Source organism: Intrasporangium calvum, from assembly GCF_028446585.1.
In the GTDB taxonomy this organism is placed as follows: domain Bacteria; phylum Actinomycetota; class Actinomycetes; order Actinomycetales; family Dermatophilaceae; genus Intrasporangium; species Intrasporangium calvum_A.
In genome coordinates, this window is sequence record NZ_JAPFQL010000055.1 from 1 (window position 1) to 24219 (window position 24219).

22 protein-coding genes are annotated in these 24219 nt (G+C 70.2%); 9 read left to right on the top strand and 13 right to left on the bottom strand.

Annotated elements, in window-relative coordinates:
* From ispG to OO014_RS12870, 4 genes are all read right to left on the bottom strand, one after another.
* Positions 1-922: flavodoxin-dependent (E)-4-hydroxy-3-methylbut-2-enyl-diphosphate synthase (ispG, locus tag OO014_RS12855; RefSeq protein WP_272462722.1), on the bottom strand; the 922-nt coding region annotated here is incomplete at its 3' end.
* Between the two features lie 97 nt (positions 923-1019).
* Positions 1020-2366: a M50 family metallopeptidase gene (locus tag OO014_RS12860; RefSeq protein ID WP_272462723.1), complete on the bottom strand. Its 1347-nt coding sequence runs from the start codon at positions 2364-2366 to the stop codon at positions 1020-1022.
* Positions 2367-2467: 101 nt separating this feature from the next.
* Positions 2468-3715, bottom strand: coding sequence for a 1-deoxy-D-xylulose-5-phosphate reductoisomerase (dxr, locus tag OO014_RS12865; RefSeq protein ID WP_272462724.1), 1248 nt, complete (start codon positions 3713-3715; stop codon positions 2468-2470).
* Positions 3716-3762: 47 nt separating this feature from the next.
* A complete protein-coding gene (locus tag OO014_RS12870; RefSeq protein WP_272462725.1) occupies positions 3763-4284 on the bottom strand; it encodes a pyridoxamine 5'-phosphate oxidase family protein in 522 nt (173 codons plus the stop codon).
* A 62-nt stretch (positions 4285-4346) separates the two neighbouring features.
* Here OO014_RS12870 and OO014_RS12875 point away from each other — a divergent pair, with 62 nt between their 5' ends.
* Positions 4347-4820, top strand: coding sequence for a ribonuclease domain-containing protein (locus tag OO014_RS12875; protein ID WP_272462726.1), 474 nt, complete (start codon positions 4347-4349; stop codon positions 4818-4820).
* A complete protein-coding gene (locus OO014_RS12880) occupies positions 4817-5164 on the top strand; it encodes a barstar family protein (RefSeq protein ID WP_272462727.1) in 348 nt (115 codons plus the stop codon). Before OO014_RS12875 ends, OO014_RS12880 begins: the two co-directional genes overlap by 4 nt.
* Before the next feature lie 11 nt (positions 5165-5175).
* Here the strand turns inward: OO014_RS12880 and OO014_RS12885 are convergent, their stop codons facing one another.
* The gene (locus tag OO014_RS12885) at positions 5176-6207 is read right to left on the bottom strand and encodes a DnaB-like helicase C-terminal domain-containing protein (protein ID WP_272462728.1); all 1032 of its coding nucleotides are present in this window, start codon (positions 6205-6207) and stop codon (positions 5176-5178) included.
* A gap of 220 nt (positions 6208-6427) precedes the next feature.
* Between OO014_RS12885 and OO014_RS12890 the strand changes: the two genes are divergently transcribed.
* Positions 6428-7702, top strand: coding sequence for a tyrosinase family protein (locus OO014_RS12890; RefSeq protein ID WP_272462729.1), 1275 nt, complete (start codon positions 6428-6430; stop codon positions 7700-7702).
* Positions 7703-7747: 45 nt separating this feature from the next.
* On the opposite strand, the gene OO014_RS12895 is transcribed toward OO014_RS12890, so the two are convergent.
* The 7 genes from OO014_RS12895 to OO014_RS12925 all read right to left on the bottom strand — a co-directional run bounded on the left by OO014_RS12895 (position 7748) and on the right by OO014_RS12925 (position 16245).
* On the bottom strand, positions 7748-9217 hold the full coding sequence (locus OO014_RS12895) for an NAD-dependent succinate-semialdehyde dehydrogenase (protein ID WP_272462730.1): 1470 nt from the start codon (positions 9215-9217) through the stop codon (positions 7748-7750).
* 43 nt (positions 9218-9260) lie between these two features.
* Positions 9261-10538, bottom strand: coding sequence for a saccharopine dehydrogenase family protein (locus OO014_RS12900; RefSeq protein WP_272462731.1), 1278 nt, complete (start codon positions 10536-10538; stop codon positions 9261-9263).
* Between the two features lie 6 nt (positions 10539-10544).
* Positions 10545-11351 carry an ABC transporter permease gene (locus OO014_RS12905; protein ID WP_272462732.1) on the bottom strand — a complete coding sequence of 269 codons (807 nt, stop codon included), beginning with the start codon at positions 11349-11351 and terminating at the stop codon, positions 10545-10547.
* Positions 11352-11353: 2 nt separating this feature from the next.
* Positions 11354-12283, bottom strand: a complete 930-nt coding sequence (locus tag OO014_RS12910; RefSeq protein ID WP_272462733.1) for an ABC transporter permease — start codon at positions 12281-12283, stop codon at positions 11354-11356.
* Positions 12276-13394 (bottom strand): ABC transporter ATP-binding protein, encoded by a 1119-nt coding sequence (locus OO014_RS12915; protein WP_272462734.1) that lies wholly within the window; start codon positions 13392-13394, stop codon positions 12276-12278. Before OO014_RS12915 ends, OO014_RS12910 begins: the two co-directional genes overlap by 8 nt.
* Positions 13394-14659, bottom strand: coding sequence for an ABC transporter substrate-binding protein (locus OO014_RS12920; protein WP_272462735.1), 1266 nt, complete (start codon positions 14657-14659; stop codon positions 13394-13396). The genes OO014_RS12915 and OO014_RS12920 overlap by 1 nt, the downstream gene beginning before the upstream one ends.
* 137 nt (positions 14660-14796) lie before the next feature.
* A complete protein-coding gene (locus tag OO014_RS12925; protein ID WP_272462736.1) occupies positions 14797-16245 on the bottom strand; it encodes a gamma-aminobutyraldehyde dehydrogenase in 1449 nt (482 codons plus the stop codon).
* A 113-nt stretch (positions 16246-16358) separates the two neighbouring features.
* On the opposite strand from OO014_RS12925, the gene OO014_RS12930 reads away from it, so the two are divergent.
* From OO014_RS12930 to OO014_RS12940, 3 genes are all read left to right on the top strand, one after another.
* Positions 16359-16853: an Lrp/AsnC family transcriptional regulator gene (locus OO014_RS12930; RefSeq protein WP_272462737.1), complete on the top strand. Its 495-nt coding sequence runs from the start codon at positions 16359-16361 to the stop codon at positions 16851-16853.
* Complete coding sequence (locus OO014_RS12935; protein ID WP_272462738.1) at positions 16850-18289, top strand: aspartate aminotransferase family protein; 1440 nt, start codon at positions 16850-16852, stop codon at positions 18287-18289. Before OO014_RS12930 ends, OO014_RS12935 begins: the two co-directional genes overlap by 4 nt.
* Positions 18290-18458: 169 nt before the next feature.
* Positions 18459-19136 (top strand): hypothetical protein, encoded by a 678-nt coding sequence (locus OO014_RS12940; protein WP_272462739.1) that lies wholly within the window; start codon positions 18459-18461, stop codon positions 19134-19136.
* Between the two features lie 94 nt (positions 19137-19230).
* On the opposite strand, the gene OO014_RS12945 is transcribed toward OO014_RS12940, so the two are convergent.
* Positions 19231-20169: an AEC family transporter gene (locus OO014_RS12945; RefSeq protein ID WP_272462740.1), complete on the bottom strand. Its 939-nt coding sequence runs from the start codon at positions 20167-20169 to the stop codon at positions 19231-19233.
* A gap of 91 nt (positions 20170-20260) precedes the next feature.
* Here OO014_RS12945 and OO014_RS12950 point away from each other — a divergent pair, with 91 nt between their 5' ends.
* Genes OO014_RS12950 through OO014_RS12960 form a run of 3 tightly spaced genes read left to right on the top strand, consistent with a single transcriptional unit; the run spans position 20261 to position 24178 of the window.
* Positions 20261-21454, top strand: a complete 1194-nt coding sequence (locus OO014_RS12950; protein WP_272462741.1) for an LOG family protein — start codon at positions 20261-20263, stop codon at positions 21452-21454.
* Complete coding sequence (hemG, locus tag OO014_RS12955; protein WP_272462742.1) at positions 21426-22988, top strand: protoporphyrinogen oxidase; 1563 nt, start codon at positions 21426-21428, stop codon at positions 22986-22988. The genes OO014_RS12950 and hemG overlap by 29 nt, the downstream gene beginning before the upstream one ends.
* Positions 22985-24178, top strand: a complete 1194-nt coding sequence (locus OO014_RS12960; protein WP_272462743.1) for a TIGR04053 family radical SAM/SPASM domain-containing protein — start codon at positions 22985-22987, stop codon at positions 24176-24178. Before hemG ends, OO014_RS12960 begins: the two co-directional genes overlap by 4 nt.
* The last annotated feature ends 41 nt before the right edge of the window (positions 24179-24219 follow it).

Here is a 24219-nt window from a genome sequence, read left to right on the forward strand (position 1 = left end):
GCGGCACGGTCATGCCCTCGAGCCCGGCCGTGACCTGCTCGGCGAGCGTGTAGACGTCGACCTGGGCGCGTCCGCACGACGGGCAGGAGACGATCTCGAGCTTGCGCGGCTTGAGGCCGAGGGACATGAGGATCTGGTTGCCGACCTTGACCTCCTCGACCGGCGGCGCCGAGAGGGACACGCGGATGGTGTCGCCGATGCCCTTCGAGAGCAGCGCGCCGAAGGCCGTGGCCGACTTGATCGTGCCCTGGAAGGCCGGGCCCGCCTCGGTGACCCCGAGGTGCAGCGGCCAGTCGCCGCGCTCGGCGAGCAGCTCGTAGGCGCGCACCATGGTCACCGGGTCGTTGTGCTTGACCGAGATCTTGAAGTCGTGGAAGTCGTGCTCCTCGAAGAGGCTCGCCTCCCACACGGCTGACTCGACGAGAGCCTCCGGGGTGGCCTTGCCGTACTTCTCGAGGAGGCGCGGGTCGAGCGATCCGGCGTTGACCCCGATCCGGATCGAGACGCCCGCCTCCTTGGCGCGCCGGGCGATCTCGCCGACCTGGTCGTCGAACTGGCGGATGTTGCCGGGGTTGACCCGCACCGCGGCACAGCCCGCGTCGATCGCGGCGTAGACGTACTTCGGCTGGAAGTGGATGTCGGCGATGACGGGGATCTGGGACTTCTGGGCGATCGCGGGCAGGGCGTCGGCGTCGTCCTGGCTCGGGCAGGCGACCCGCACGATGTCGCAGCCCGCGGCGGTCAGCTCGGCGATCTGCTGGAGGGTCGCGTTGATGTCCGTCGTCGGCGTCGTCGTCATGGACTGCACCGAGATCGGGGAGTCGCTGCCGACACCGACCTTGCCGACCCGGATCTGGCGGGTCTTGCGCCGGGGCGCGAGGACAGGGGCCGGAGCCGAGGGCATGCCGAGGGAGACACTCATGGTCGCCATTATCCCCGACGATCGAAAGAGCAGTTCGCGACGCCTCCCGGGTGTCAGCGACCCAGCGCGAAACGGCGTCGCGAACTGCTCTTTCGATTCAGCCGAAGATGCTGATCGGCTTGACGATGTCGGCGTAGATGAGCAGGACCGACATCGTGATCAGCACGAGCGACATCCCGTAGGCGATCGGCAGGCCCTTGGCGACGTCGACGTAGCCCGGGTCCGGGCGCTTGCGCAGCTTGGCCCAGCCCTTCTTGATGGCCTCCCAGGTCGCCCCGGCCACGTGCCCGCCGTCGAGCGGCAGGAGGGGCACGAGGTTGAAGACGAAGAGGGCCAGGTTGAGCGACGCGATCAGCAGGACGAGCTGGGCGATCTTGAGCCAGTTGCCGCCCTCGTCGGCCGGGATCTCGAGGGCCGCGACCTCACCGCCAATGCGGCCGACGCCGACGACGGAGATGGGGCCGTTGGGGTCGCGCTCCCCGGACCCGAACGCCGCCTCGGCGACTCCGACCATCTTCTCGGGGATGCGCAGGATGACGGACGCCGTCTCGACGACGCGGTCCCACACGAAGCCGGGTGCCTCGACCAGGGGTGTCGTCACGAGCTCCTGCCCCGGGGTGATGCCCATGAAGCCCACGGTCCGCAGGACGAGCTCCCCATCCTTGGTGACGGGGTTGTTCTCCTCGTCGAGGACGACTCGCTCGAGCGGCGCCGGAGTCACGGTGAGGGTGATCTCCTCGTCACCACGCTCGACGAGGAAGGTCATGGGGGTGCCACCGCTGTCGCGGATGGCGGTGGACACCTCGGTCCACGTGGTGATCGGCTCGCCGTTGATGGCGATGATCCGGTCCTTCTCCTGGAAACCGCCCGCCTTCGCAGGCGCGGCAGGGTCGCCGGGCTGGCAGGAGGGGTGCGGCTCGGCGACGGTGGGAGTCGCCGTCGGCACGCACTCGGAGAGCAGGCCGACCTTCGGCGCGACCTGCGGCAGGCCGTAGAGCGTGATGACACCGGTGATGAGGACGAAGCCGATGAGCAGGTTCATCAGCGGCCCGCCGAGCATGATGACGATCTTGCGGCCGGGGCTCAGCTTGTAGAAGACGCGGTCCGCATCCTCGGGGCGGACCTCCTCCATCGAGTCGGCGCGCGCCTGGTCGACCATCTGGCTGAACCGCCCCGTCGAGACGGTGCGGAGCTGGCCGTCCACGTCACCCGGCCGGGGCGGGAGCATCCCCACCATCCGGACGTAGCCACCGAGCGGGATGGCCTTGATGCCGTACTCCGTCTCGCCGCGGCGCCGGGACCAGATCGTGGGGCCGAAGCCGACCATGTACTGCGTCACCTTGACGCCGAACTTCTTGGCCGGCACGAGGTGGCCGATCTCGTGCAGCGCAATGGACAGCGCGACACCGACGACGACGACCAGGACCCCGATGAGAAACAGCACCCCTCCATTGTCACATCTGAGGCTGCATCGCCCTCCCTCGATTCGATGTGTTCGACCGAGGTGCACCTCGATCGATCCCATCGAATGCCGCGGGGAACGGGCTACAGGACGCGGGCCCGGGCGGCTTCCCGGGCCCAGGCGTCAGCGGCGAGGACGTCGGCGAGCGTGAGGTCGGTGACGCTGGAACCGGGCTCAGCGGCATACGAGTCGACAACGGCCGCGACGGTGTCCACGATGCCGACGAAGCTCAGCCGCCCCTCGTGGAAGGCATCGACCGCCACCTCGTTGGCCGCGTTGTAGACGGCCGGCCACGTCCCGCCGGCCTCCCCGACGCGTCGCGCCAGCGCCACCGCCGGGAACGCCTCGTCGTCGAGCGGCTCGAACTCCCAGGACTGCGCCTTCGTCCAGTCGCACGGCACGTCGGCGTCGGCGATCCGCTCCGGCCACGACATGCCGAGCGCGATCGGGACGAGCATCCGCGGCGGGCCGGCCTGCGCGATCGTCGAGCCGTCGACGAACTCGACCATCGAGTGGATCATCTGCTGCGGGTGGACCACGACGTCGATCCGGTCGAAGGGGATGTCGAAGAGCAGGTGCGCCTCGATGACCTCGAGCCCCTTGTTGACGAGGGTCGCCGAGTTCGTCGTGATGACGCGGCCCATCGCGAAGTTCGGGTGCACGAGGGCCTGCTCGGGCGTGACGTCGGCGAGCTCGGCGCGCGTGCGACCGCGGAACGGACCGCCGCTCGCCGTGACCACGAGGCGCCGCACCTCCTCGGCCCGGCCACCGCGCAGGCACTGGGCGATCGCGGAGTGCTCGCTGTCGACCGGCACGATCTGGCCGGGCGCGGCGAGCGCCTTGACGAGGGGCCCGCCGATGATGAGCGACTCCTTGTTGGCCAGGGCGAGCGTCGTGCCGGCGCGCAGGGCGGCCAGGGTCGGCTCGAGACCGATCGCGCCGGTGATGCCGTTGACGACGACGTCGGCGGGGCGGGCGGCCAGTGCTGAGCTCGCCTCGGGGCCGGTCAACAGCTCCGGGTCGTATGCCGCTGGGCTCGCTCCCGCTCCCCCGCTCGCGCCGGTGGACGGCTGGGTCGCGTCGGCGGCGCGCCGGATCGCGGCGGCGAGCTCGTCCGGCGTGGCGCTGGCTGCGGCGACGACGGGCACACGCAGGGCCACGGCCTGCTCGGCGAGGAGCCCCAGATTGCCGCCCGCGGAGAGGCCGACGACCTCGAACCGGTCGGGGTTGCGCCGGACCAGGTCGATGGCCTGGGTCCCGATCGAGCCAGTGGAGCCGAGGAGGATGACGCGGCGGGGGCGCGACGGGGACGGATCAGGGACAGCGGTCACGCCGACATCCTCCCGCACCGACGCCAGGGGTCCGGCACGCGCCGCTCTCAGCCCGCCGCGCTCGACGGCGGCAGCAGCCCGTCCGGGTCCGAGGCGTAGGCGACCGCCCAGGTCATCCGTAGCCGGTACATCCGGATGTCGTCGCCCCAGGACATGGGGCTGCTGCCGTAGTGCGCCGTCCAGTGAGCGACCACCTCGTCCAGCTCGGGCCCGGGCCCGAGGAGCTGCGCCGTCCCGTGACTGAAGAGCGCCAGTCGCTCACCGTCGATGTGGGCCACGCTGACGGCGGGTCGGCGCTCGATGTGCTTCGCCTTGGCCGAGGTGCCATCGGTGCCGAAGGTCCACGTGCCGTGCAGGAAGTGGCCGTCCATGGCGCTGATGCGTGGCTCACCCCGGGCGGTGACCGTGGCGACGGACAGGACCTTCATCCCGGTCAGCAGCTGCACCAGCTGCTCGGCCGTCAGGACGTGCTCGTCCGTGACGATCGAGCGAAGGTGGGCTGAGCCGCGGCCGCGGGACTCGTCGAGCAAGCTCTGGAGCACGGCGATCTCGGCGGACGTCTCGAGCATCCCTCGACGGTAGCCCGCGGCACCGACAGCGAGACCGGACCACCGTCGGGCAGGATGACAGGGTGCGAGACACGACCCGGCGACCACTGCTCCTGGCGCTGCTCGTCGTCAGCGCGCTGCTCGCCGTCTGGCTCGTCGCCCGCGCGGCGGACACCGGCCCCACCGGGGGCACGGACGCGACCCAGCGGCATACGGCATCGGCGTCGGCATCGGCATCGCCCAGCGTGAGCGGCACCGACCCGGTGTCGGGACTGCCGTGGATCGCCGAGTCCGCCCTCCCCCGGGAAGCCCGAGACACGCTGGCCCTCATCGCCGCGGGCGGGCCGTTCCCCTATCCGCGCAACGACAACCAGACGTTCCAGAACCGCGAAGGCCTGTTGCCTCAGGAGCGGCGCGGCTACTACAAGGAGTTCACCGTCGAGACACCCGGCGAGGATGACCGCGGCCCGCGGCGCATCGTCACCGGCGCGGGCGGTGAGAAGTACTGGACCGAGGACCACTACGACTCGTTCGAGCGGATCAGGGAGGGCACGTGACGACGTTCCTCGGCAGGTACGACGAGGTCGACGACCACATCATCAGCCTGGTGGCCCACGGCGCCGATGTGCGCGTCGTCCGCGCCGGTCGGGACAAGATCTCAGTGCTGGACGGGTTCGCGTCGGCGCTGGATCTGCCCACCTGGTTCGGCCGGAACTGGGACGCGCTGCTCGACGCACTCCGGGAGCTGTCCACCGATGAGCGACGCCGCCTCGAGCTGGTCTGGGACCAGACCCACGAGCTGCGCGAGGCCGCGCCGGAGACCTACGCGACCGTGATCGACATCCTCGAGCAGGTCGCCGACGAGCGCGACGACCTCGGGGTCACCGTCGTCGACCGCTGAGCTGCAGTGGCTCAGGTGGTGAAGACGCGCTCGTCGATGAGGCGCTCCTTCACCTCGTTGCCGCGGGTGTGGAAACGGCCGTGCTCGAAGTCCTTGGCGAACTCCAGCTCGACGTGGGAGCGGCCGTGGCGATTCTTCTCGACGCTGAGGACCGTCCAGTCACGGAACCGCTGGACGTTGCCGAGGTCGTAGACGAGGTGCTCGCGCGAGACGACGTCGACCTTGTCGCTGAGGATGAGCACGACGTCCGCCTCGTAGGCGAGGGACGAGGTGCCGCGCAGGTCGTGCGTGCGCATCCGATGCCCGGACGCGAGCGCCTCCTTGTCCGCCGCGGAGATGGCGACGATGGGCGCCCCGACCTCGAGCGCCAGGTCCTTGAGGCCCTCGACCGCGGCCGTGGTGCGCTCGTCCTCGGTGGTGCCCGCGATCGGGATCTTCTGGAGGTAGTCCACGAGGACCAGGGGCGGGCGGCCGTCGCAGGTAGCGACCTCGCGGACCACCCGGCTGACCTCCTCGAGGGTCGTCGTCGCGCCGGACGACTCGTGCAGGTGCAGGCGGTCGCCATAGCCGGTCAAGGTCGCGTGGGCCTCCCTCCCTCCGGGCAGGCTCGAGAGCAGCTCGTCCAAGGAGGCGCCACCGGAGCCGGCCTCCATGGCCCGGCGGACGGAGTGGACGTCGGCTGCGGTGCTGATGCCGAAGCTGTCCATCGCTCCTGCACCCTCGAACGACTCCATGGCCTCCATCGAGATGAGCCGTTCGAGCAGGGTGTGCGCCTCGTGCTCGTAGGAGAAGACGAGGGCCGTCCCACCGGCGGCGACGGCATTGCGGGCCAGTTGGAAGCCGAGCGTCGTCTTGCCGTTGCCGGCCGGGCCACCGAGGAGCACCAGCTCCCCCGAACGCAGACCACCGGTCAGGGTGGCGTCCAGCGCGTCGAAGCCGGTTGGGTGCACCGTGGCGCCCGGGGCGAGTCCGCGTTGGAGGACGTGGTCGACCTCGGCGAGCAGGCTGCTCACCGAGTGCAGCGGCTGGGTCCGCCCGGTCACGAGGTCACCTGCGGCGTCGTCTGGTGGGTTGCCATGCGCCGATTCGACCACATGGGAGCCAGAGTGCGTGGTCGTTCCCGACATCGCCGGCGTTCTCCGGTGGCCATCCGGACACAACGGTCACGGCCCCCTGTATCAGCACTTGCCGGGCCATCCTCTGAAGCCTGTCGCCTCCACTGCGGGCTGGAGCAGCCCGCACGACACGCCAACGGGAGCCAAGATGCGTACGAGACTGAACATCGACTGCCTGTCGACCGAGCAGCTGCATGACCTGCGCGAAGCACTTGCGGGCCTCTATGCGTTGCCTGCGAGCGACCCACACGGCTTCGCCAACCTCGCCGGCTTCCACGGAGGTCCGCCGACCAGCTACTGCCGGCACGGGGCGCCAGGCTTCTTCACCTGGCACCGGGCCTACCTGATGGCCTTCGAGGACGCCCTCCGGGCCATCCGGTGCGACGTCGTGCTCCCCTTCTGGGACTGGTCGTCAGGACCGTCGACGGGAGTGCCGACTGCGTGCCGCGAGGCCACCTACGTCAACCGGGCCGGAGCGACTGTCGCGAACCCGCTCTACGCCGGGCCCGCACGCAGTGGCGGCATGACCGTGCGCCGGGCTGACATCGACACCACGCCGTATGACGACCTGGCGAGCCAGGCCCAGACGGCCCTGGGGGCAGCGGACTTCGTCTCGTTCCAGAACCAGGTCAACGCGGTCCACGGTGGCGTCCACGTCCGGACGGGCGGTGACATGTCGAACGTGCCGGAGGCGGCCTTCGACCCGATCTTCTTCCTGCACCACGCCAACGTCGACCGGCTCTGGGCCCAGTGGCAGTCGTCGCACCCGGCAGCCCTGCCGGCCGGTGAGGCGGCTTGGGCCCTTGCCCCGTTCAACCGACCGTTCTCGACGCAGTGGCAGGTCGGCTCCGATGTGGAGTCGACCGTCGCCATGGGCTACCGCTACCGCCGCTGGTGCTTCTGGCTCCCACCCATCCGGCTGTGGGAGACCATCGTCGTCAAGCTGCCCCTCGAGATGCGGCGTGGCACGACGTCCGCGCGCCTGGTCGTCGACGGCAGCGCGCCGCTGTCCCGGTCCGCGGAGATCCGGGTCTTCGTCGGCGACCCCACGGCAGACGAGCGCACGCCAAGGATCGACAACCCCGCGTTCGCGGGCACGATCGCGCTCTTCGGCGGCCACCCCGACCTCGTCCCCACCCAGCCCGTGGGGCCGGGGCACTCCGAGGGCGACGCAGGGCACTGCCCCGAATGTGCCCGGCTCGGCCATACCCACGACCACGAGGTGCACCGCCACGAGCACCCGAAGGGGGACCCGGCGCCGCACGCGGACGAGCGCATCGACCTCGAGCTCGAGCTCGCACCGGCCCTGGAGCGCACGGGCGGCGACACCGAGGAGCTGACCGTGCGGCTCGTTGCCGTCGATGTCGAAGGCCGACCGATCAAGGACCTGCCGATCGGTGAGGTCCGGCTCGAGACCGACTGACTGCCCGGCTGGCCGCGTCGCCGCGGCCAGCCACGAGCTGTCGGATCAGAGGGCCAGACCGACGTACTTCGTCTCGAGGTACTCCTCGATGCCCTCGAAGCCGCCCTCGCGCCCGACGCCCGAGGCCTTGACACCACCGAAGGGCGCCGCCGGGTTGGACACGATGCCCTGGTTGACCCCGACCATGCCGTACTCCAGCGCCTCGCTCGTCGTGATCGCGCGCGCGAGGTCCTTCGTGAAGAGGTAGGCAACCAGGCCGAAGCGGGTGTTGTTGGCGAGGCGGATGGCCTCGTCGTCGGTCCGGAACGTCGTCACCGGCGCCACTGGACCGAAGATCTCCTCCTCGGCCAGGTCGGCCTCCACCGGCACGTCGGCGAGGACGGTCGGCTCGAAGAACCAGCCGGCTCCGTCGCGGGCCTTCCCGCCCACCACGACGCGGGCGCCCTTGGCGACGGCGTCATCGACGAGGGACTTGACCTTGTCGCGGGACTTCTCGTCCACCAGCGGGCCCACGTCGACGCCGTCCTCGGTGCCGCGCCCGAGCCGCAGTGCCCCCATCCGCTGGGCGAGCCGCTCGGAGAACTCGGCGGCGATGGACTCGTGGACATAGAACCGGTTGGCCGCGGTGCAGGCCTCGCCCATGTTGCGCATCTTGGCCAGCATCGCTCCGTCGACGGCCCGGTCGAGGTCGGCGTCCTCGAAGACGAGGAACGGCGCGTTGCCGCCGAGCTCCATCGAGACACGCAGGATGCCCTCGGCCGACTGCTCGATGAGCCTCTGGCCGACCGGGGTCGAGCCGGTGAAGGTGAGCTTGCGCAGCCGCGGGTCGCGGATCATCGGCTCCATGACGGCACCGGTGCGGCCGTGGGCCGTCGTGACGACGTTGAGGACGCCCTTGGGCAGGCCGAGGCCGTCGAGCAGGTCGGCCAGGGCGAGCATCGTCAGGGGCGTCTGTCCGGCCGGCTTGACCACCATGGTGCAGCCCGCGGCGATGGCGGGCCCGATCTTGCGCGTGCCCATGGCGAGCGGGAAGTTCCACGGCGTGATCATCAACGTGGGCCCGACCGGCTGCTTCATCGTCATGAGGCGCGTGGCGCCGTTGGGCGCGATGCTGTAGCGGCCGTGGACGCGGACCGCCTCCTCGGAGAACCACCGGAAGAACTCGGCGCCGTAGGCGACCTCGGCCCGGCTCTCGGCCAGCGGCTTGCCCATCTCGAGGGTCATCAGCATGGCGAACTCGTCGGCCCGCTCGACGATCTTCTCGTAGGCGGCACGCAGTAGCTCGCCTCGATCACGCGGGGCGGTCCGGGCCCACGCCGCCTGGGCCGCCACGGCAGCGTCGAGAGCGGCCTTGCCGTCCTCGACCGTGGCGTCGGCCACGTGGGTCAGGATCTCCCCGGTGGCGGGGTCGTCGACGGCGAGGGTGGACCCGTCGGAGCTGTCGCGCCACTCGCCTGCGATGAACAGGCCCTTGGGCACCGAGTCGAGGACGGACTGCTGCGTCACTGCTGTCATGGTCTCCAGCCTAGGTCTGATGGTGTCGGGTCGAACCTGCGGGTCACCGGTCCTCGAGCCCCCAGGGGGACTCGTAGCCAGCCGGTTTGGGGGCCGCGAGCAGCTCGAGGAACGGCTGCGCGTCGAAGGCCTCGGGGCCGAGCACCCCTGCTCCCTTCCACGTGCCGCCGGCCAGCAGCTCGAGGGCGATGACCGGGTTGACCGCGGTCTGCCAGACGACGCACTGGGCGCCATACGCCTGCATCGACCACGCGTTGTCGACGACGTGGTAGAGGTAGGTCCGGCGCGGCCGGCCGTCCGTGCCAGTGCCGGTGACGAAGAGGCCGGCGCACGTCTTGCCCGTCATGCGCGGCCCGATGGTGGCCGGGTCGGGCAGGCACGCGGCCACGACGTCCCGCGGCGAGACCTCCACCGCGCCGGCGGAGCTCGGCACCCGGACCCGATCGGTCCGGTCGAGGCCGAGGGTGTTGAGCGTCTTGAGCACGCCGATGAACTCGTCACCGAGGCCGTACTTGAAGGTGACCCGCTTGGCGTCGACCCAGCGCGGCATGAGGAGCACTTCCTCGTGCTCGACGTTGACGCACTCGACCGGACCGATGCCTTCGGGGAACTCGAAGACCTCCGGCTCGCTGAACGGCTCGGTGGTGAACCAGCCGCGCTCCCGCTCCCACACGACGGGTGGGTTGAGGCACTCCTCGATCGTCGTCCAGATGGAGAAGCTGGGGGCGAAGATCTCGTTGCCGTGCTCGTCGTGGACGACGAGGTTGGCGCCGTCGCGCGTGCCTAGCTCGTCGATCTCGCTGAAGAGGTGGTCGCTCGCGTAGCGGGCGAACACGTCGGACAGTCCGGGCTCGACGCCGATGCCGACGAGCGCCAGCCGGCCCTCCGCCTCCCATTGCTCGGCCTGGGCGAACTGCTCGTCGCCGAGCTTGAGGCCGACGCTGCCGTAGGGGTCGGTGGCGTGCCGCCGCGAGAGGCTCATCGCCATGTCGAGGTAGTCGGCCCCGGCGGCGCGCGCCCCCTCGAAGATCGGCATCACGAACCGCGGGTCGACGGCGTTGAACACGTGGGTCGCCCCGTGCTCCTGGGCGAGCGCGGTCACCGCCTCCGCGTCGGACGCGTCGACCTGGGCCGCCACGAAGCGTCCCGGGTCGCCGGACAGGCCGAGGGCCGTATGCCGCTGGGTGACCTCCCGCACAGTGCGCTCGGCCCGCGCCACGTCGTAGTCGGCGACGACCCACCGCTCGAAGAAGTCGCGCTCGGCCGCGATCCGCGCCGCGGCGTCACCGACGCCGCCCGAGCCGATCATGAGAACCCGCATGGAGGGTCAGGCCACCTGTCGGTTGCGCCGGTTGCTGATGAGCTGGCCGACCATGACGACGGTCAGCGCGATGAGGAACATCACCGTGCCGATGACGTACACCTGCACCGGCACGCCTCGGGCGGAGGCACCCCAGACGTACATGGGGAAGGTGATCGAGCTGGGGCTGGCGTTGAAGTTGGTGATGATGTAGTCGTCGAAGCTGAGCGAGAAGGCAAGCAGCGCACCCGCGGCGATACCGGGCGCCGACAGCGGGAGGGTGACCCGCAGGAACGTCTGGAAGGGCGTGGCCCCCAGGTCTGCGGCCGCCTCCTCGAGCTTGGGGTCGAGGGTGGCGACCCGCGCCTTGACGGCGACGACGACGAACGAGATGCAGAACATGATGTGCGCGATGAGGATCGCGAGCGGCCCGGTGGGCAGCCCCATCATGAGGAAGAGGGTCAGCAGGCTCGAGCCCATGACGACCTCAGGTGTGGCCATCGGCATGAAGATGAGCAGGTTGGTGCCGGACCGTCCGCGGAAGCGGTAGCGGCCCAGGGCGAACGCGATCATCGTGCCGAGGATCGTGGCGACGAGGGAGGCGGTGAGGCCGATCCGGAGACTGAGGCCGACCGCGTCGCAGATCCCGGCCGTGCCGCACGGGTTGGTCCACCCGTCGGTCGAGAACCGGTTGAAGTTGTAGTTGAACTTGCCCTCGGGGTCGTTGAAGGAGAAGACCGCGACGATGACGTTGGGCACGAGCAGGTAGGCGAGCACGACGAGGGCCGCGAACGCGACGAGATGGCGTCGGATCCAGTTCATGATCCCGTTCATGGTCAGAGCAGCTCCTCGGTCCCGGCCTTGCGCACGTAGAGCGCGACGAGGGTGACGATGACGACGAGCAGGACGAACGACAGCGCGGCGGCCAGCGGGTAGTCGAGGACTCGGAGGAACTGGCTGTCGATGACCGAGCCGATCATCGTGGTCTGTGTGTTGCCGAGCAGCCGCGCATTGATGAAGTCACCGCTCGCGGGGATGAAGGTGAGCAGGGTGCCGGCGACGACGCCCGGGAGCGACAGCGGCCAGGTGACCCGGCGGAACGCTTGGATCGGCGTGGCGTAGAGGTCGCCCGCGGCCTCGAGCAGTCGCGGGTCGAGCCGCTCGAGCGACGCGTAGAGCGGGAGGATCATGAAGGGCAGGAAGTTGTAGGTCAGCCCCATCACCACCGCGAACGGCGAGAAGAGCAGCGAGTCGGTCGAGGTCAGGCCGACGGCCTGGAGGACGTCGGTGATGCCGAGCTGCTGCGCCCACTGCGTCACCACCCAGTTGTCCGAGAGGATCGTCTTCCACGCGAGCGTCCGGATGAGGAAGCTCGTGAAGAACGGAGCGATCACGAGGACGAGGACGACGTTCTTCCACCGGCCGGCCTTCTGCGCGATGAAGTAGGCCAAGGGGTAGCCGAGCAGCAGGGCAAGGACCGTCGCCAGGCCGGCGTAGCTGAGCGACCGGACCATGTGCGGCCAGTACCGGCTGAATGCGTCGGCGTAGATGCCCACGTTGCCGGTGAAGACGAAGCCCTCGTCGACGTTGCCCTCCTGGAGGGACTGCGACCCGAGCGTGATCATCGGCAGGACGAAGAAGACCGTCAGCCAGAGCAGACCCGGCAGGAGCAGCGCGTAGGGCACCCAGTTGCGCCGTGCCGGAGTCGCCGCGGTCCCGGTCCCGAGGGGGCTGGCCGGCACCCGGGTGGCGGTGGCCTCAGACATCGTCTTCGACCATCGCTCCGGCGTCGGCGTCCTGCGAGGCGTCCAGGGCGAAACCGTGCTCGGCTGCCCAGGAGACCGTGACGTCCTCTCCGAGGGTGGCCCGCGCCGAGCCGTCGTTCTGCTGGACGACGGTCAGCTCGCGACCCCACGGCATGCGGACGATGTACTGGATAGCGACGCCGGTGAAGGACACGTCCCGCACCGTGCCGCGCAGCCGGTTGGGCCCTCCGCTCTCACCGAGCCGCAGCTTCTCCGGCCGGACTCCGAGCCAGACGTCGCTGGCCCCCTGGGGCAGGTGGTCGACGGCAACCTCGAGGTCGGCGTCGTGGCTGCGCACCAGGGCAACCCCCTCGCGCGGCGATCCCGGCACGACCTTGGCCCGCAGCAGGTTGGACTGCCCGAGGAAGTTGGCGACGAAGGTCGAGCGCGGCTGTTCGTAGAGGGTGGCCGGGTCACCGATCTGCTCCACCACGCCCTGGTTCATGACCGCGATGGTGTCGGCCATGGTCATGGCCTCCTCCTGGTCGTGGGTGACGTGGATGAATGTGAGGCCGACCTCCTGCTGGATCCGCTTGAGCTCGATCTGCATCTGCCGACGCAGCTTGAGGTCGAGCGCACCGAGCGGCTCGTCGAGGAGCAGCACGTCCGGCCGGTTGACGAGCGCCCGCGCGAGCGCGACCCGCTGTTGCATACCGCCCGAGAGCTGCGCCGGCTTGCGCCCGCCCAGGCCCTCGAGCTGGACCAGCTCGAGGGCCTCGAGGGCCTTGCGGCGAGCGTCCTTGTCGCCGCGCCGCTTCAGCCCGAACATGACGTTGTCGAGCACCGTCATGTGCGGGAAGAGGGCATACGACTGGAAGACGGTGTTGACGTTGCGTTGGTGCGCCTTCGTCGCCGTGATGTCCTGCTCGCCGATCCGGATCGAGCCGGCGGACGGCGCCTCGAGACCCGCGATCATCCGCAGCGTCGTCGTCTTGCCGCACCCGGACGGCCCGAGCAGGGCGAAGAAGGACCCTTGCGGGATCGTCAGGTCCATCGGCTGGACCGCCGTGAAGGCGCCGAAGGTCTTGGTGAGCGCGACCAGGTGCAGGTCGCCCTTCTGGGACTCCCCCATCAGCCCGTGACGATGGACTGGAACGCCCGGTTGTACTTCGTCTCCTCGTCGGGGGTCAGGCCGCGGAAGACGTGCGAGCGGCTGAGCACGTCGGGGGTGGGTGCGATGAGGGGGTTCTCACCGAGCTCGGCGTCGATCTTGACGAGCTCGTCGCGAGCGCCCTTGACCGGCGGGATGTAGTTGACCCAGGCGGCGACCTCGGCCATGACCTTCGGGTCGTAGTAGTAGTTGATGAGCAGCTCCGCGTTCTTCTTGTGCTTGGCCATCGCCGGGATGACGAAGTTGTCGGACCAGATGGTGAAGCCCTTCTCGGGCAGCGCGTACTGGATGTTCTCGTCGTCGAACTGCAGCTGGACGACGTCACCCGTCCACGCGATGCAGGCGGCGATGTCGCCCTTGGCCAGGCCGTCGGTGTACTCGTTGCCGGTGAACTTGAGGATCTGGCCGGCGTCCTTGGCCTGCTGGATCATCGCGATGGCGGCGTCGAAGTCGGCGTCGGTGAAGTTGGCCGGGTCCTTGCCCTGCTCGAGCAGGACGAGGCCGACGGTGTCACGCATCTCGGTCAGGAGCGTGACCTTGCCCTTGAGGGCGGGGTCGGTGAGCAGCTGGGTGATCGACTCGATCTTCTTGCCGCCCGTGGCCTTGAGGTTGTAGCCGATGCCCGCGAAGCCGCTCTGCCACGGCAGCGAGTAGACGCGGCCCGGGTCGAACTCGACGTTCTTGAGGGAGTCCTCGAGGTTGGCGGCGTTGGGGATGTTGGCCAGGTCGAGCTTCTGGACGTAGCCCTGGCGGATGAGGCGGGCCACGAGCCAGTCGGTCGAGCACCACACGTCACGGCCGGTGTCCTCCCCACCCTCGAGGAGGGGTCGCACCTTGGCGTAGAACTCGTCGTTGTCGAGGTAGTCCTCGGTGTAGTTGACCTCGATCCCCGTCTCCTTGGTGAAGGCGTCGATCGTGGGCCGGGACTTGCCGTCGTCGGTGACGTCGATGTACTCGGTCCAGTTGGACCAGTTGACGATCTTCTCGGTGTCGCTCATGTCCTGGGCCGCCTTGGCGGTCGGAGCCGCCGACGCGGCGCCCGTGCCGGCGCCGGTGCCGGGCGTCGTGGGGTTGCGTCCCTCCGACCCACAGGCGGCGAGGAACGCAGCGGCGCCGAGACCGGCGGCGCCCATCATCGCGGAGCGGCGGCTGACGAGGCCACGGGCGAGCGCGGCGCGGAAGGCAAGGTTGTCGAGACCTGCGGACGGGCGGTTGGTGCTGTCCATGACGTTGCTCCCGGGGTGAGGAGAGGGATGGGTGGGAATGGGTCCGTATGCCGCTGAGCTGGCTCCCGGGGTCAGGTGGGCTCGGGAGCGAGCCCAGCGGCATACGGTTCAGTCACTGCTCATGACCGATCACTCGATCAGGAGTTGATGTTGGCCATGACGTGCTTGATGCGCGTGTAGTCCTCGAACCCGTACATCGACAGGTCCTTGCCGTAGCCGCTGTGCTTGAAACCCCCGTGTGGCATCTCGGCGACGATCGGAATGTGAGTGTTGATCCAGACGGCCCCGAAGTCGAGCCGCTTGCTGACGCGCATGGCGCGCCCGAAGTCCCGCGTCCAGACGCTGGACGCGAGGCCGTAGCGGACGTCGTTGGCCCACGCGACCGCGACGTCCTCGTCGGTGAACTGCTGGACGGTGATGACCGGACCGAAGATCTCGTTCTGGATCTGCTCGTCCTGCTGCTGGAGCCCGGCGAGGACGGTCGGCTCGAAGAAGAAGCCGTCGCCGAGGCTCTTGACCCGCGAGCCGCCCGCGACGATCCGGGCGTGGTCGGGCAGGCGGTCGATGAAGCCGGAGACGTGGGCGACCTGGTTCGGGTTGTTGACCGGGCCGAAGGCGGCGTCGGGGTCGTCGGGCATGCCGACCTTGACCGAGGACGCGGCGTACTCGCCGAGGGCGGCGACGAAGTCGTCGTGGATCCGCGGCCCGGCGAGGACGCGGGTCGCGGCGGTGCAGTCCTGGCCGGCGTTGAAGTAACCGGCGCCGGCGATGCCCTCGACGGCCGCCTCGATGTCGGCGTCGTCGAAGACGATGACGGGTGCCTTGCCACCGAGCTCGAGGTGGACGCGCTTCAGCTTGTGCGCGGCGCTCTCGGCGACCTGCATGCCCGCGCGGACCGAGCCGGTGATCGCGACGAGAGAGGGGGTGTCGTGCTCGATGACCATCCGGCCGGTCTCGCGGTCACCGGTGATGACGTTGAAGGTCCCCTCGGGGAGGAACTCACTGGCGATCTCGGCGAGCAGGAGCGTCGTCTCTGGGGTCGTGTCCGACGGCTTGAGGACGATCGTGTTGCCCGCGGCGAGCGCCGGCGCGATCTTCCACATCGCCATCATCATCGGGTAGTTCCACGGAGTGACCTGGCCGACGACCCCGATGGGCTCGCGACGGATCCAGGACGTGTGGCCGGCCATGTACTCCCCGGCGGCGCGGCCCTCGAGGACGCGAGCGGCGCCGGCGAAGAAGCGCAGCTGGTCGACCATCGGCGGCATCTCCTCCGATGCCGTGAGGGCGTGCGGCTTGCCGGTGTTCTCACCCTCGAGGCGCACGAACTCGTCGGCGCGGGCCTCGATCGCGTCGGCGAACTTGAGCAGCGCCTGCTGCCGCTCGCCCGGCGTGGTCTGCCCCCACGTCTCGAACGCCGTGGACGCCGCGGCGTAGGCGCGGTCGACGTCTGCGGCGGAGCTGACCGGGGCCTTGGCGACCACCCCGGCCGTGGCCGGGTTGACGATGTCGGTCGTGGTGTCGGCGTCACTGTCGACGTACTGGCCACCGATGAAGTTGCGGAGCTGACGAACCTCGGAAGTCATGCGGGAACTCTAACCACGGAACCTCCTGATTCGGAATAGATCGGGGCAGCAATCTTCGGAATCCGTCGTGGGGCGCCTTGCCAACAGCGTGATCCACCCGTCAAGATCGGGCCATGTCCACCAATGGCCGGTCCCGCGGCAAGCCCTCGGCGCGTCCGCCGGTCAACCTCGACGACGTGTCGAAGGCGATCATCGAGCAGCTCCAGCACGATGGGCGCAAGTCGTATGCCGCGATCGCCGCGGAGGTCGGCCTGTCCGAGGCAGCCGTGCGGCAGCGGGTGCAGCGCCTCCTCGACGCCGAGGTCATGCAGATCGTCGCGGTGACGGACCCGCTCCAGGTGGGCTTCCTGCGCTCGGCCATGATCGGCCTGCGCGTCTCGGGCGACATGACCGAGGTCGCCGACGCGCTGACCCGGATGGACGAGGTCGACTACGTCGTCACGACAGCCGGCAGCTTCGACATCCTCGCCGAGGTCGTCTGCGAGGACGACGACCACCTCCTGGAGCTGCTGACCAAGCGGATCCGGGCCCTTCCGAACGTCACCGCCACGGAGACGTTCGTCTACCTGAAGCTCAACAAGCAGCTCTACAACTGGGGTACGCGATGACACTCAACCCGAACGACGTCTGGGAACCTTCGTCCGACCACCGCACACCGGCCGGCACCCTGCTCTCCGACGCGGCCCGCGACCACCTGTGGATGCACTTCACGCGCCACTCGGTCTTCGAGGACCCCGGCTCCGGGGGGCTCGGCCACTCCGTGCCCATCATCACCAAGGGCCAGGGCTGGACGATCTGGGACGACCGCGGCAACGAGTACATCGACGGCCTCTCCGGTCTCTTCGTCGTCCAGGTCGGCCACGGGCGCGAGGAGCTCGCGGAGGCCGCGGCGAAGCAGGCCCGGGAGCTGGCGTTCTTCCCGCTCTGGTCCTACGCCCACCCCTCGGCCATCGAGCTGGCCGAGCGGCTCGCCGGGTATGCGCCCGGTGACCTCAACCGTGTCTTCTTCACCACGGGGGGCGGCGAGGCCGTCGAGTCCGCGTGGAAGCTGGCGAAGCAGTACTTCAAGCTGACCGGCAGGCCGACGAAGCACAAGGTCATCTCGCGCGCGGTGGCCTACCACGGCACGCCCCAGGGCGCCCTGTCGATCACGGGCATCCCCGCTGCCAAGGAGATGTTCGAGCCGCTCGTCCCGGGCAGCTTCCGCGTCCCCAACACCAACCAGTACCGCGCGCCCGAGCACCTGCGCGACGACGAGAAGGCGTTCGGCCGCTGGGCCGCCGACCGGATCGCCGAGGCCATCGAGTTCGAGGGGCCCGACACCGTCGCGGCCGTCTTCCTCGAGCCGGTGCAGAACTCCGGCGGCTGCTTCCCGCCGCCGGCCGGCTACTTCGAGCGGGTCCGCGAGATCTGCGACGAGTACGACGTCCTGCTCGTCGCCGACGAGGTCATCACGTCGTTCGGACGGATCGGCTCGATGTTCGCGTCCGTCGACTTCGACATCCGGCCCGACATCATCACCTGCGCCAAGGGCATGACGAGCGGCTACTCCCCCATCGGCGCGATGATCGCGAGCGACCGGCTGTTCGAGCCGTTCCGCAAGGGCACGACGTACTTCCCGCACGGCTACACGTTCGGCGGACACCCCGTGTCGGCGGCGGTCGCCCTGGCCAACCTCGACATCTTCGAGCGGGAGGGCCTCAACGACCGGGTCAAGCACAACGCCCCCGCCTTCAAGGCCACGCTGGACAGGCTGCTCGATCTCCCGCTCGTCGGGGACGTCCGCGGCGCCGGCTACTTCTACGGAATCGAGCTCGTCAAGGACAAGACGACCCGCGAGACGTTCAACGACGAGGAGTCCGAGCGGCTGCTGCGCGGGTTCCTGTCCAAGGCGCTCTTCGACGCGGGGCTCTACTGCCGCGCCGACGACCGCGGCGACCCCGTCGTCCAGCTCGCCCCGCCGCTGATCATGGGTCAGGAGCAGTTCGACGACATCGAGTCCCGCCTCCGGTCGGTCCTCACGGAGGCCGAAAACCACCTCTGACCCCTGTCTTTCCGCAACGCACCCCCTTACCGCGTGCTCATGCCGGCTGCGACCGGCACCGGCGCACGGCAAGGGGGTGCGTTGCACATGTCGGTGGTCCGGGAACCGGAGTGGGTACGGGCGCCGTTGACCAGACGAACGACACCGTCGCCGACACCTTGGAGTGGACATGGGATTCCTCGACCGACTGCTGGGCCGTGAGCCCCAGCCCCGCGCGCAGCAGTGGGGTGCACCGCCGCCGAGCGGACGCCCCTACGACGTCCCTGCCCCCAGAGGCGGTGCGTCGACCGAGGACGAGCGGGCCATCGCGCGCTACCGCTACCTCCTCCGGACCGCGCCCCCGGAGGACATCGAGAAGGTGCATGCCGAGGCCTTCGGCCAGCTGTCGCCCGAGCAGCGCCAGATGGTGCTCCAGCGACTCACCGACGACCTGCCCGAGTCCGAGCGGCCGCGCAGCGACCAGCCCGCCGAGCTCGCCCGCAGCGCGACCAGGGCCGAGATGCGCCAACCGGGCTACCTCCAGGGCGCCTTCGGTGGACGTGGCGGGATGGGCATGGGCGGCATGTTCGCCGGCTCGATGCTCGGTACCATCGCCGGCTTCGTCGTCGGCTCCGCGATCGCCGACGCCATGCTCGGCGGTTACGAGGGCTCGCCCGAGGCCGCCGAAGCCGGCGACGCCAGCGGTGACTCGGGTGGAGACGCTGGTGGAGACGCGGGCGGTGACGCCGGCGGCGAGATGGGCGGCGATGCGGGAGGCGACGCCGGTGGAGACCTCGGCGGCGGTTTCGGTGACTTCGGCGGCGGCGACTTCGGAGGAGACTTCGGCGGCGGCTTCGGCGACTTCTGAGCGCTCCCCCGCCACACACCCGCTTGTCGTCTGCCCAGGCCGGCTGAGAGCGGCACCCGCACGCGGTAAGCGGGTGTGTTGCGGGGTGGGCGAGTCAGACGTTGGTGACCGCGTGGAAGAGACCCGCGATCGCGATGATGACCGGGACCGAGGCGAAGGTGCTGATGAAGATCGCGTCCCGGGCCAGGGTGACCTCGCGGCGGTACCTCACCGCGTAGGTGAAGATGTTCTGCGCTGTCGGGAGCGCGGCGGTGACGACGACGGCGAAGAGCGGCTCCCCCCGGAGCCCCAGAGCCAGGCCGATGCCCAGCGCGATGGCCGGCATGGCCAGGATCTTGAGGGCGACGATGGTCCACACGTGCCCGGCCGACGCACCGGCCGCCGGACGAGGTCCGCGCCGCAGCGAGATGCCGAAGGCCACCAGCATCGACGGCACCGCCATGTTGCCGAGCAGCTCGATCGGGTCCGCGACGACCCGCGGCAGGTCGACGTCCAGGACCGCGATGAGTAGTCCCGCGATGGCGCCGATCGTGATCGGGTTGCTGAACATCCGACGCAGGCTTCGGAGCAGGGTGGGCCGCTCGCCCCGGGCGTCGCTGTCGAAGAGCGCCATGTAGACCGGCGTGATGAGGAGCAGTTGCACCAGCAGCGTCGGCGCGACCCAGGCGACGTCGCCGAGCACGTAGAGGGCGATCGGGATGCCGAGGTTGCCGGCGTTGACGTAGCCGGCGGAGAGGCTGCCGATGAGACGCGAGCCCAACGACTCCCCCGGCCAGCGCAACCGCGCCAGCAGCAGGTACAGCACGGCGATGGCGGTGAAGCTGGCCAGGGACGTGAGCAGGTTGCGCGACAGGACCGCATCGAGCGGCGTGCGTTGCATCACGGTCAGCAGCAGCGCGGGCGACGCGGCGTAGAAGGCGAGCCGCGAGAGGTTCACCTGAGCGGAGTCGTCGAGGACGCGCAGGTGAGCAAGCAGCCAGCCGACCGACACGATCACCGCGATCGTCGCGAAACCCTCGAGGACACCGGTCACGGGCTGATCCTGTCAAAGAGCGCCGTTCCGGCTCCCGGGCGTCCAGAACGACACCGGCCCGGACCTGCCCCTCGACCGGCATCATGGGGCCATGGAGATCGAGACTCTGGACGCGCTCGACGAGTACCTCGACGACGGGGGCAGCCTGCACGGCCTGCGTCTCCAGAACCTCGACCTCACGGACTACGGCGTCCACCTCGGTGCGCACGGCGACCTGACCGGCCTCGTCGTCCTCGGCGGCGTCGTCCCACCGGACGTCGCGGAGCTGCTCCACCGCCGCGGAGCGATCGTCTTCCCCCAGGTCGCCGACGCCCCCATAGACCCCTGGCGCGGGCTCTACTATCCCGAGGACCTCTACGCCGGGCTCGAGAACGGCTATGCCGCAACGCCCGACGCCAAGGCCTACGCCTGGTCGATCGACGCACGACTGCGCACCGACGCCTACGCCACCCTCGTCCGCGCCATCCACGACGACTCGGTGACCGACGACCTGGACGAGTTCGTCGAGGGTCGCTCCTGCGTCGGCGTCATGGGGGGCCACGCGCTGCTCCGCGGGACCCCCGGCTACGCGGAGGCGGCGGGGCTCGGTCGGCGCCTGGCCGAGGCCGGCCACGTCGTCGTCACCGGCGGCGGACCCGGAGCGATGGAGGCCGCCAACCTCGGGGCCTTCGTGCCCGACACCGCGGCCCTGGCCGACGCCCTCGAGCAACTGGCCACCGTGCCGTCCTTCCGGCCCGACGTCACCGCGTGGGCCCAGGTGGCGATGGAGGTCCGACGAGGCGTCCTGAGGCAGAGCTTCGGCGAGGCCCTGTCCGACGTCGCCGACATCACCGACGACGGGCCGGACCGGCCGATCATGCCCGCCGAGACGCTGGGGCCCACGGCACGGTCCCTGGGCGTGCCGACGTGGTTCTACGGTCACGAACCGCCCAACGTCTTCTGTGACGTCGTCGCCAAGTACTTCTCCAACGCGATCCGCGAGGACGGTCTGCTCGCCCGCAGCAACGGCGGCATCGTCGTGCTCCCGGGCGCGGCCGGCACCGTGCAGGAGATCTTCCAGGCCGTCACTCCCCTCTACTACGCCGCCGACGAGCAGCCCCTCCCGCCGCTGGTCCTCGTGGGCAACGAGCACTGGAAAGAGACGGTCCCCGTGTGGTCGACGCTCCAGGTTCTGGCTGCCGGTCGAAGGATGGCCGAGGTGCTGCACCTGGTGGACAGCATCGACGAGGTGTGCAACGCGCTCGCCCGCCCGCCGGGTGAGCGCGGAGGTTTCACCGATTATTAATACGGCCGATTCCGGTACTACGATCCGTAGTATCGACTTCCTGATCGAGGGTGAGGACATGACCGAACGAGACCGCCCGCAACGCGTCATCGTCGTGGGAGGAGGGATCACCGGTCTCGTCGCCGCGCGACGGCTCGCCCAGGCCGGACACGACGTGACCCTGCTCGAGGGCGCCCCACGGCTCGGCGGCCAGGTGCACACGGTGCAGCTCGGCTCCCGGCGCGTCGATGTCGGCGCAGAGGCGGTCCACCTGGGATCACCCGTCGCCCGCAACCTCGTCGAGGAGCTCGGGCTCACCGACACGGTCGTCGGCAGCCGTCCCGGACAGAGCTGGCTCTGGACCGGCCGAGGACTCCGTGCCCTTCCCGCCGGCTTCACCCCGGCCGGGCCGACCCGACTGCGCCCAGTCGTCACGAGCGGAGTCATGTCGGTCCGCGGCCTCGGACGGGCTGGCCTGGAGCCACTGGTCGCGCGCCTGCGACCCGGGCTCGCGGACGACGAGGACATCTCGGTCGGCGAGTTCGTCTCCGCCCGCTTCGGGACAGAGGTGACTCAGCGGTTCATCGACCCCCTGCTCGGCAGCCTCCACGCCGGTGACGTCCACCGGCTCAGCCTGCGCGCCTGCGCGCCATCTCTGGTCGATGCGGCGACGCACCGCCGGTCGCTCGTGCGCAAGCGCCCGGCGCCGCAGGCCGGCGCAGCAACCTCGCCGCAGCTGCCCATGTTCGCCTCGTGGCCCGGCGGCCTCAGCACGCTCACCGATGCCGTCCTCGCCGGGCTCGACGCGAACCCGGTCAAGGTTCGCCTCGAGTCCCGGGTCGAGCGCATCACGCGCGACGCGTCCGGCTACACCGTCGAGCTGACGGACCGCACGGCAACCGCGGCAGCAGCCTCCCCCGAGCCCCTCCGGGCGGACGGCATCGTCCTCGCGGTTCCCGCAGCAGCGGCCGCCCGCCTGCTCGCCCCACACAGCCGGCGCGCCACCAGCATTCTCGAGTCGGCCGAGGTCGCCAAGGTCGCCACCGTCGTCCTCGGCTACGCCCCGTCGGCGACCAAGGACCTGCGCGCCTTCGCCGGGACCGGGATCCTGCTGGCCTCCACCGCAGGGACGCTGCTCAAGGCCGCGACACACCTCTCCCGCAAATGGCCCCAGTTCGCCGACGACGAGCTGAGCCTCGTCCGCCTCTCGGCAGGGCGAAGCGGCGACAGCCGGATCGACGAGCTCTCCGACGACGAGCTGGTCGCCCAGCTGGTCGACGACTACCGCACCGTGTCCGGCGTCGAGGCGCAACCGCAGGTCCTCAACGTGCAACGCTGGACCGACGGCCTGCCACAGCTCCGGGTCGGCCACTCCGCTCGGCTGGCGGCGCTGCGCGACGAGATGGCGAGCACGCTGCCGGGTGTCGTCCTGGCCGGCTCGTCCTACGACGGCCTCGGCCTGGCGTCCTGCATCGCCTCCGGCGAGGCCGCGGCGGCAGCGCTGTCCCTCCCGAACCGCGACGTCGCAGACACGACGAACGTGGTCGGCGCATGACCACGGTGACCGAGCGCGCCGCCGTCCGCCGCCTGCGCCACGCCCCCGAGGACCGCCCGATGATCGTCATCTGGGAGGTCACGCGCGCGTGCGCCCTCGTCTGTCTCCACTGCCGAGCGGATGCCCAGCACCGGCGCAACCCGCACGAGCTGACGACCGAGCAGGGCAGGGCCCTGCTCGACGACATCGCCGCGTGGGGCGCTCCCTACCCGATCGTCGTCCTCACCGGCGGCGACCCGTTCGAGCGGCCGGACCTCGCCGAGCTGGTCCGGCACGGCTCGTCGATCGGCCTGCACATGGCCCTCTCCCCCTCCGTCACTCCGCGCCTGACGCGGGACGTCCTCGACGAGCTGCGCGAGGCGGGCGCCGGCGCCGTCTCGCTCTCCCTCGACGGCAGCACGTCCGCCACCCACGACGCCTTCCGCGGCGTCACCGGTGTCTTCGACGCGACTCTCCGGGCTGCCCAGGACGTCCGCGACGCGGGCTTCCGGCTCCAGATCAACTCCACGGTGACCCGCGCCAACGTCCATGAGCTGCCGGACCTGCTGCGCACCGTGATCGACCTCGGCGCCTTGCTGTGGAGCGTCTTCTTCCTCGTGCCGACCGGCCGCGGCGAGATGCTCCAGCCGCTCGACCCGCAGCAGGTCGAGGACGTCCTGCACTGGCTCCACGACGTCTCCGACCTCGTGGCCATCAAGACGACGGAGGCCCCGCACTACCGACGCGTGGCCATCCAGCGCGCCCGAGCCAGCGCCGACCCGACGCCCGACCCGACGGCCAACCCGACGGCCAACCCGGCACCCCCCGTCGGAGAGCTCCACCAGCAGCTCACCGACGCAGTCGAAGGGTTGCGAGCCCAGCGGCATACGGCCACCCGGCGTCCCCGGCCACCCATCGAGGTGAACTCCGGGCGCGGCTTCGCCTTCATCGACCACCGCGGCGACGTCTACCCGAGCGGGTTCCTCCCCCACCAGTGCGGCAACGTCAAGGAGCTCGGCTTCCGCGAGGTCTACCGGTCGAGCCCGCTGCTGCAGTCACTGCGCGACCCCGCGCAGTTCGAGGGCAAGTGCGGGACCTGCGAGTTCCGTGACGTGTGCGGCGGCAGCCGGTCGCACGCCTACGCCGTGACGGGCAACCTCCTGGCGTCCGACCCCACCTGCGTCTACGAGCCGGCCGGTCAGGAGCGCTGACCGGCCCACCACCTACACGCCGCGCAGCACCGGACCCAGCC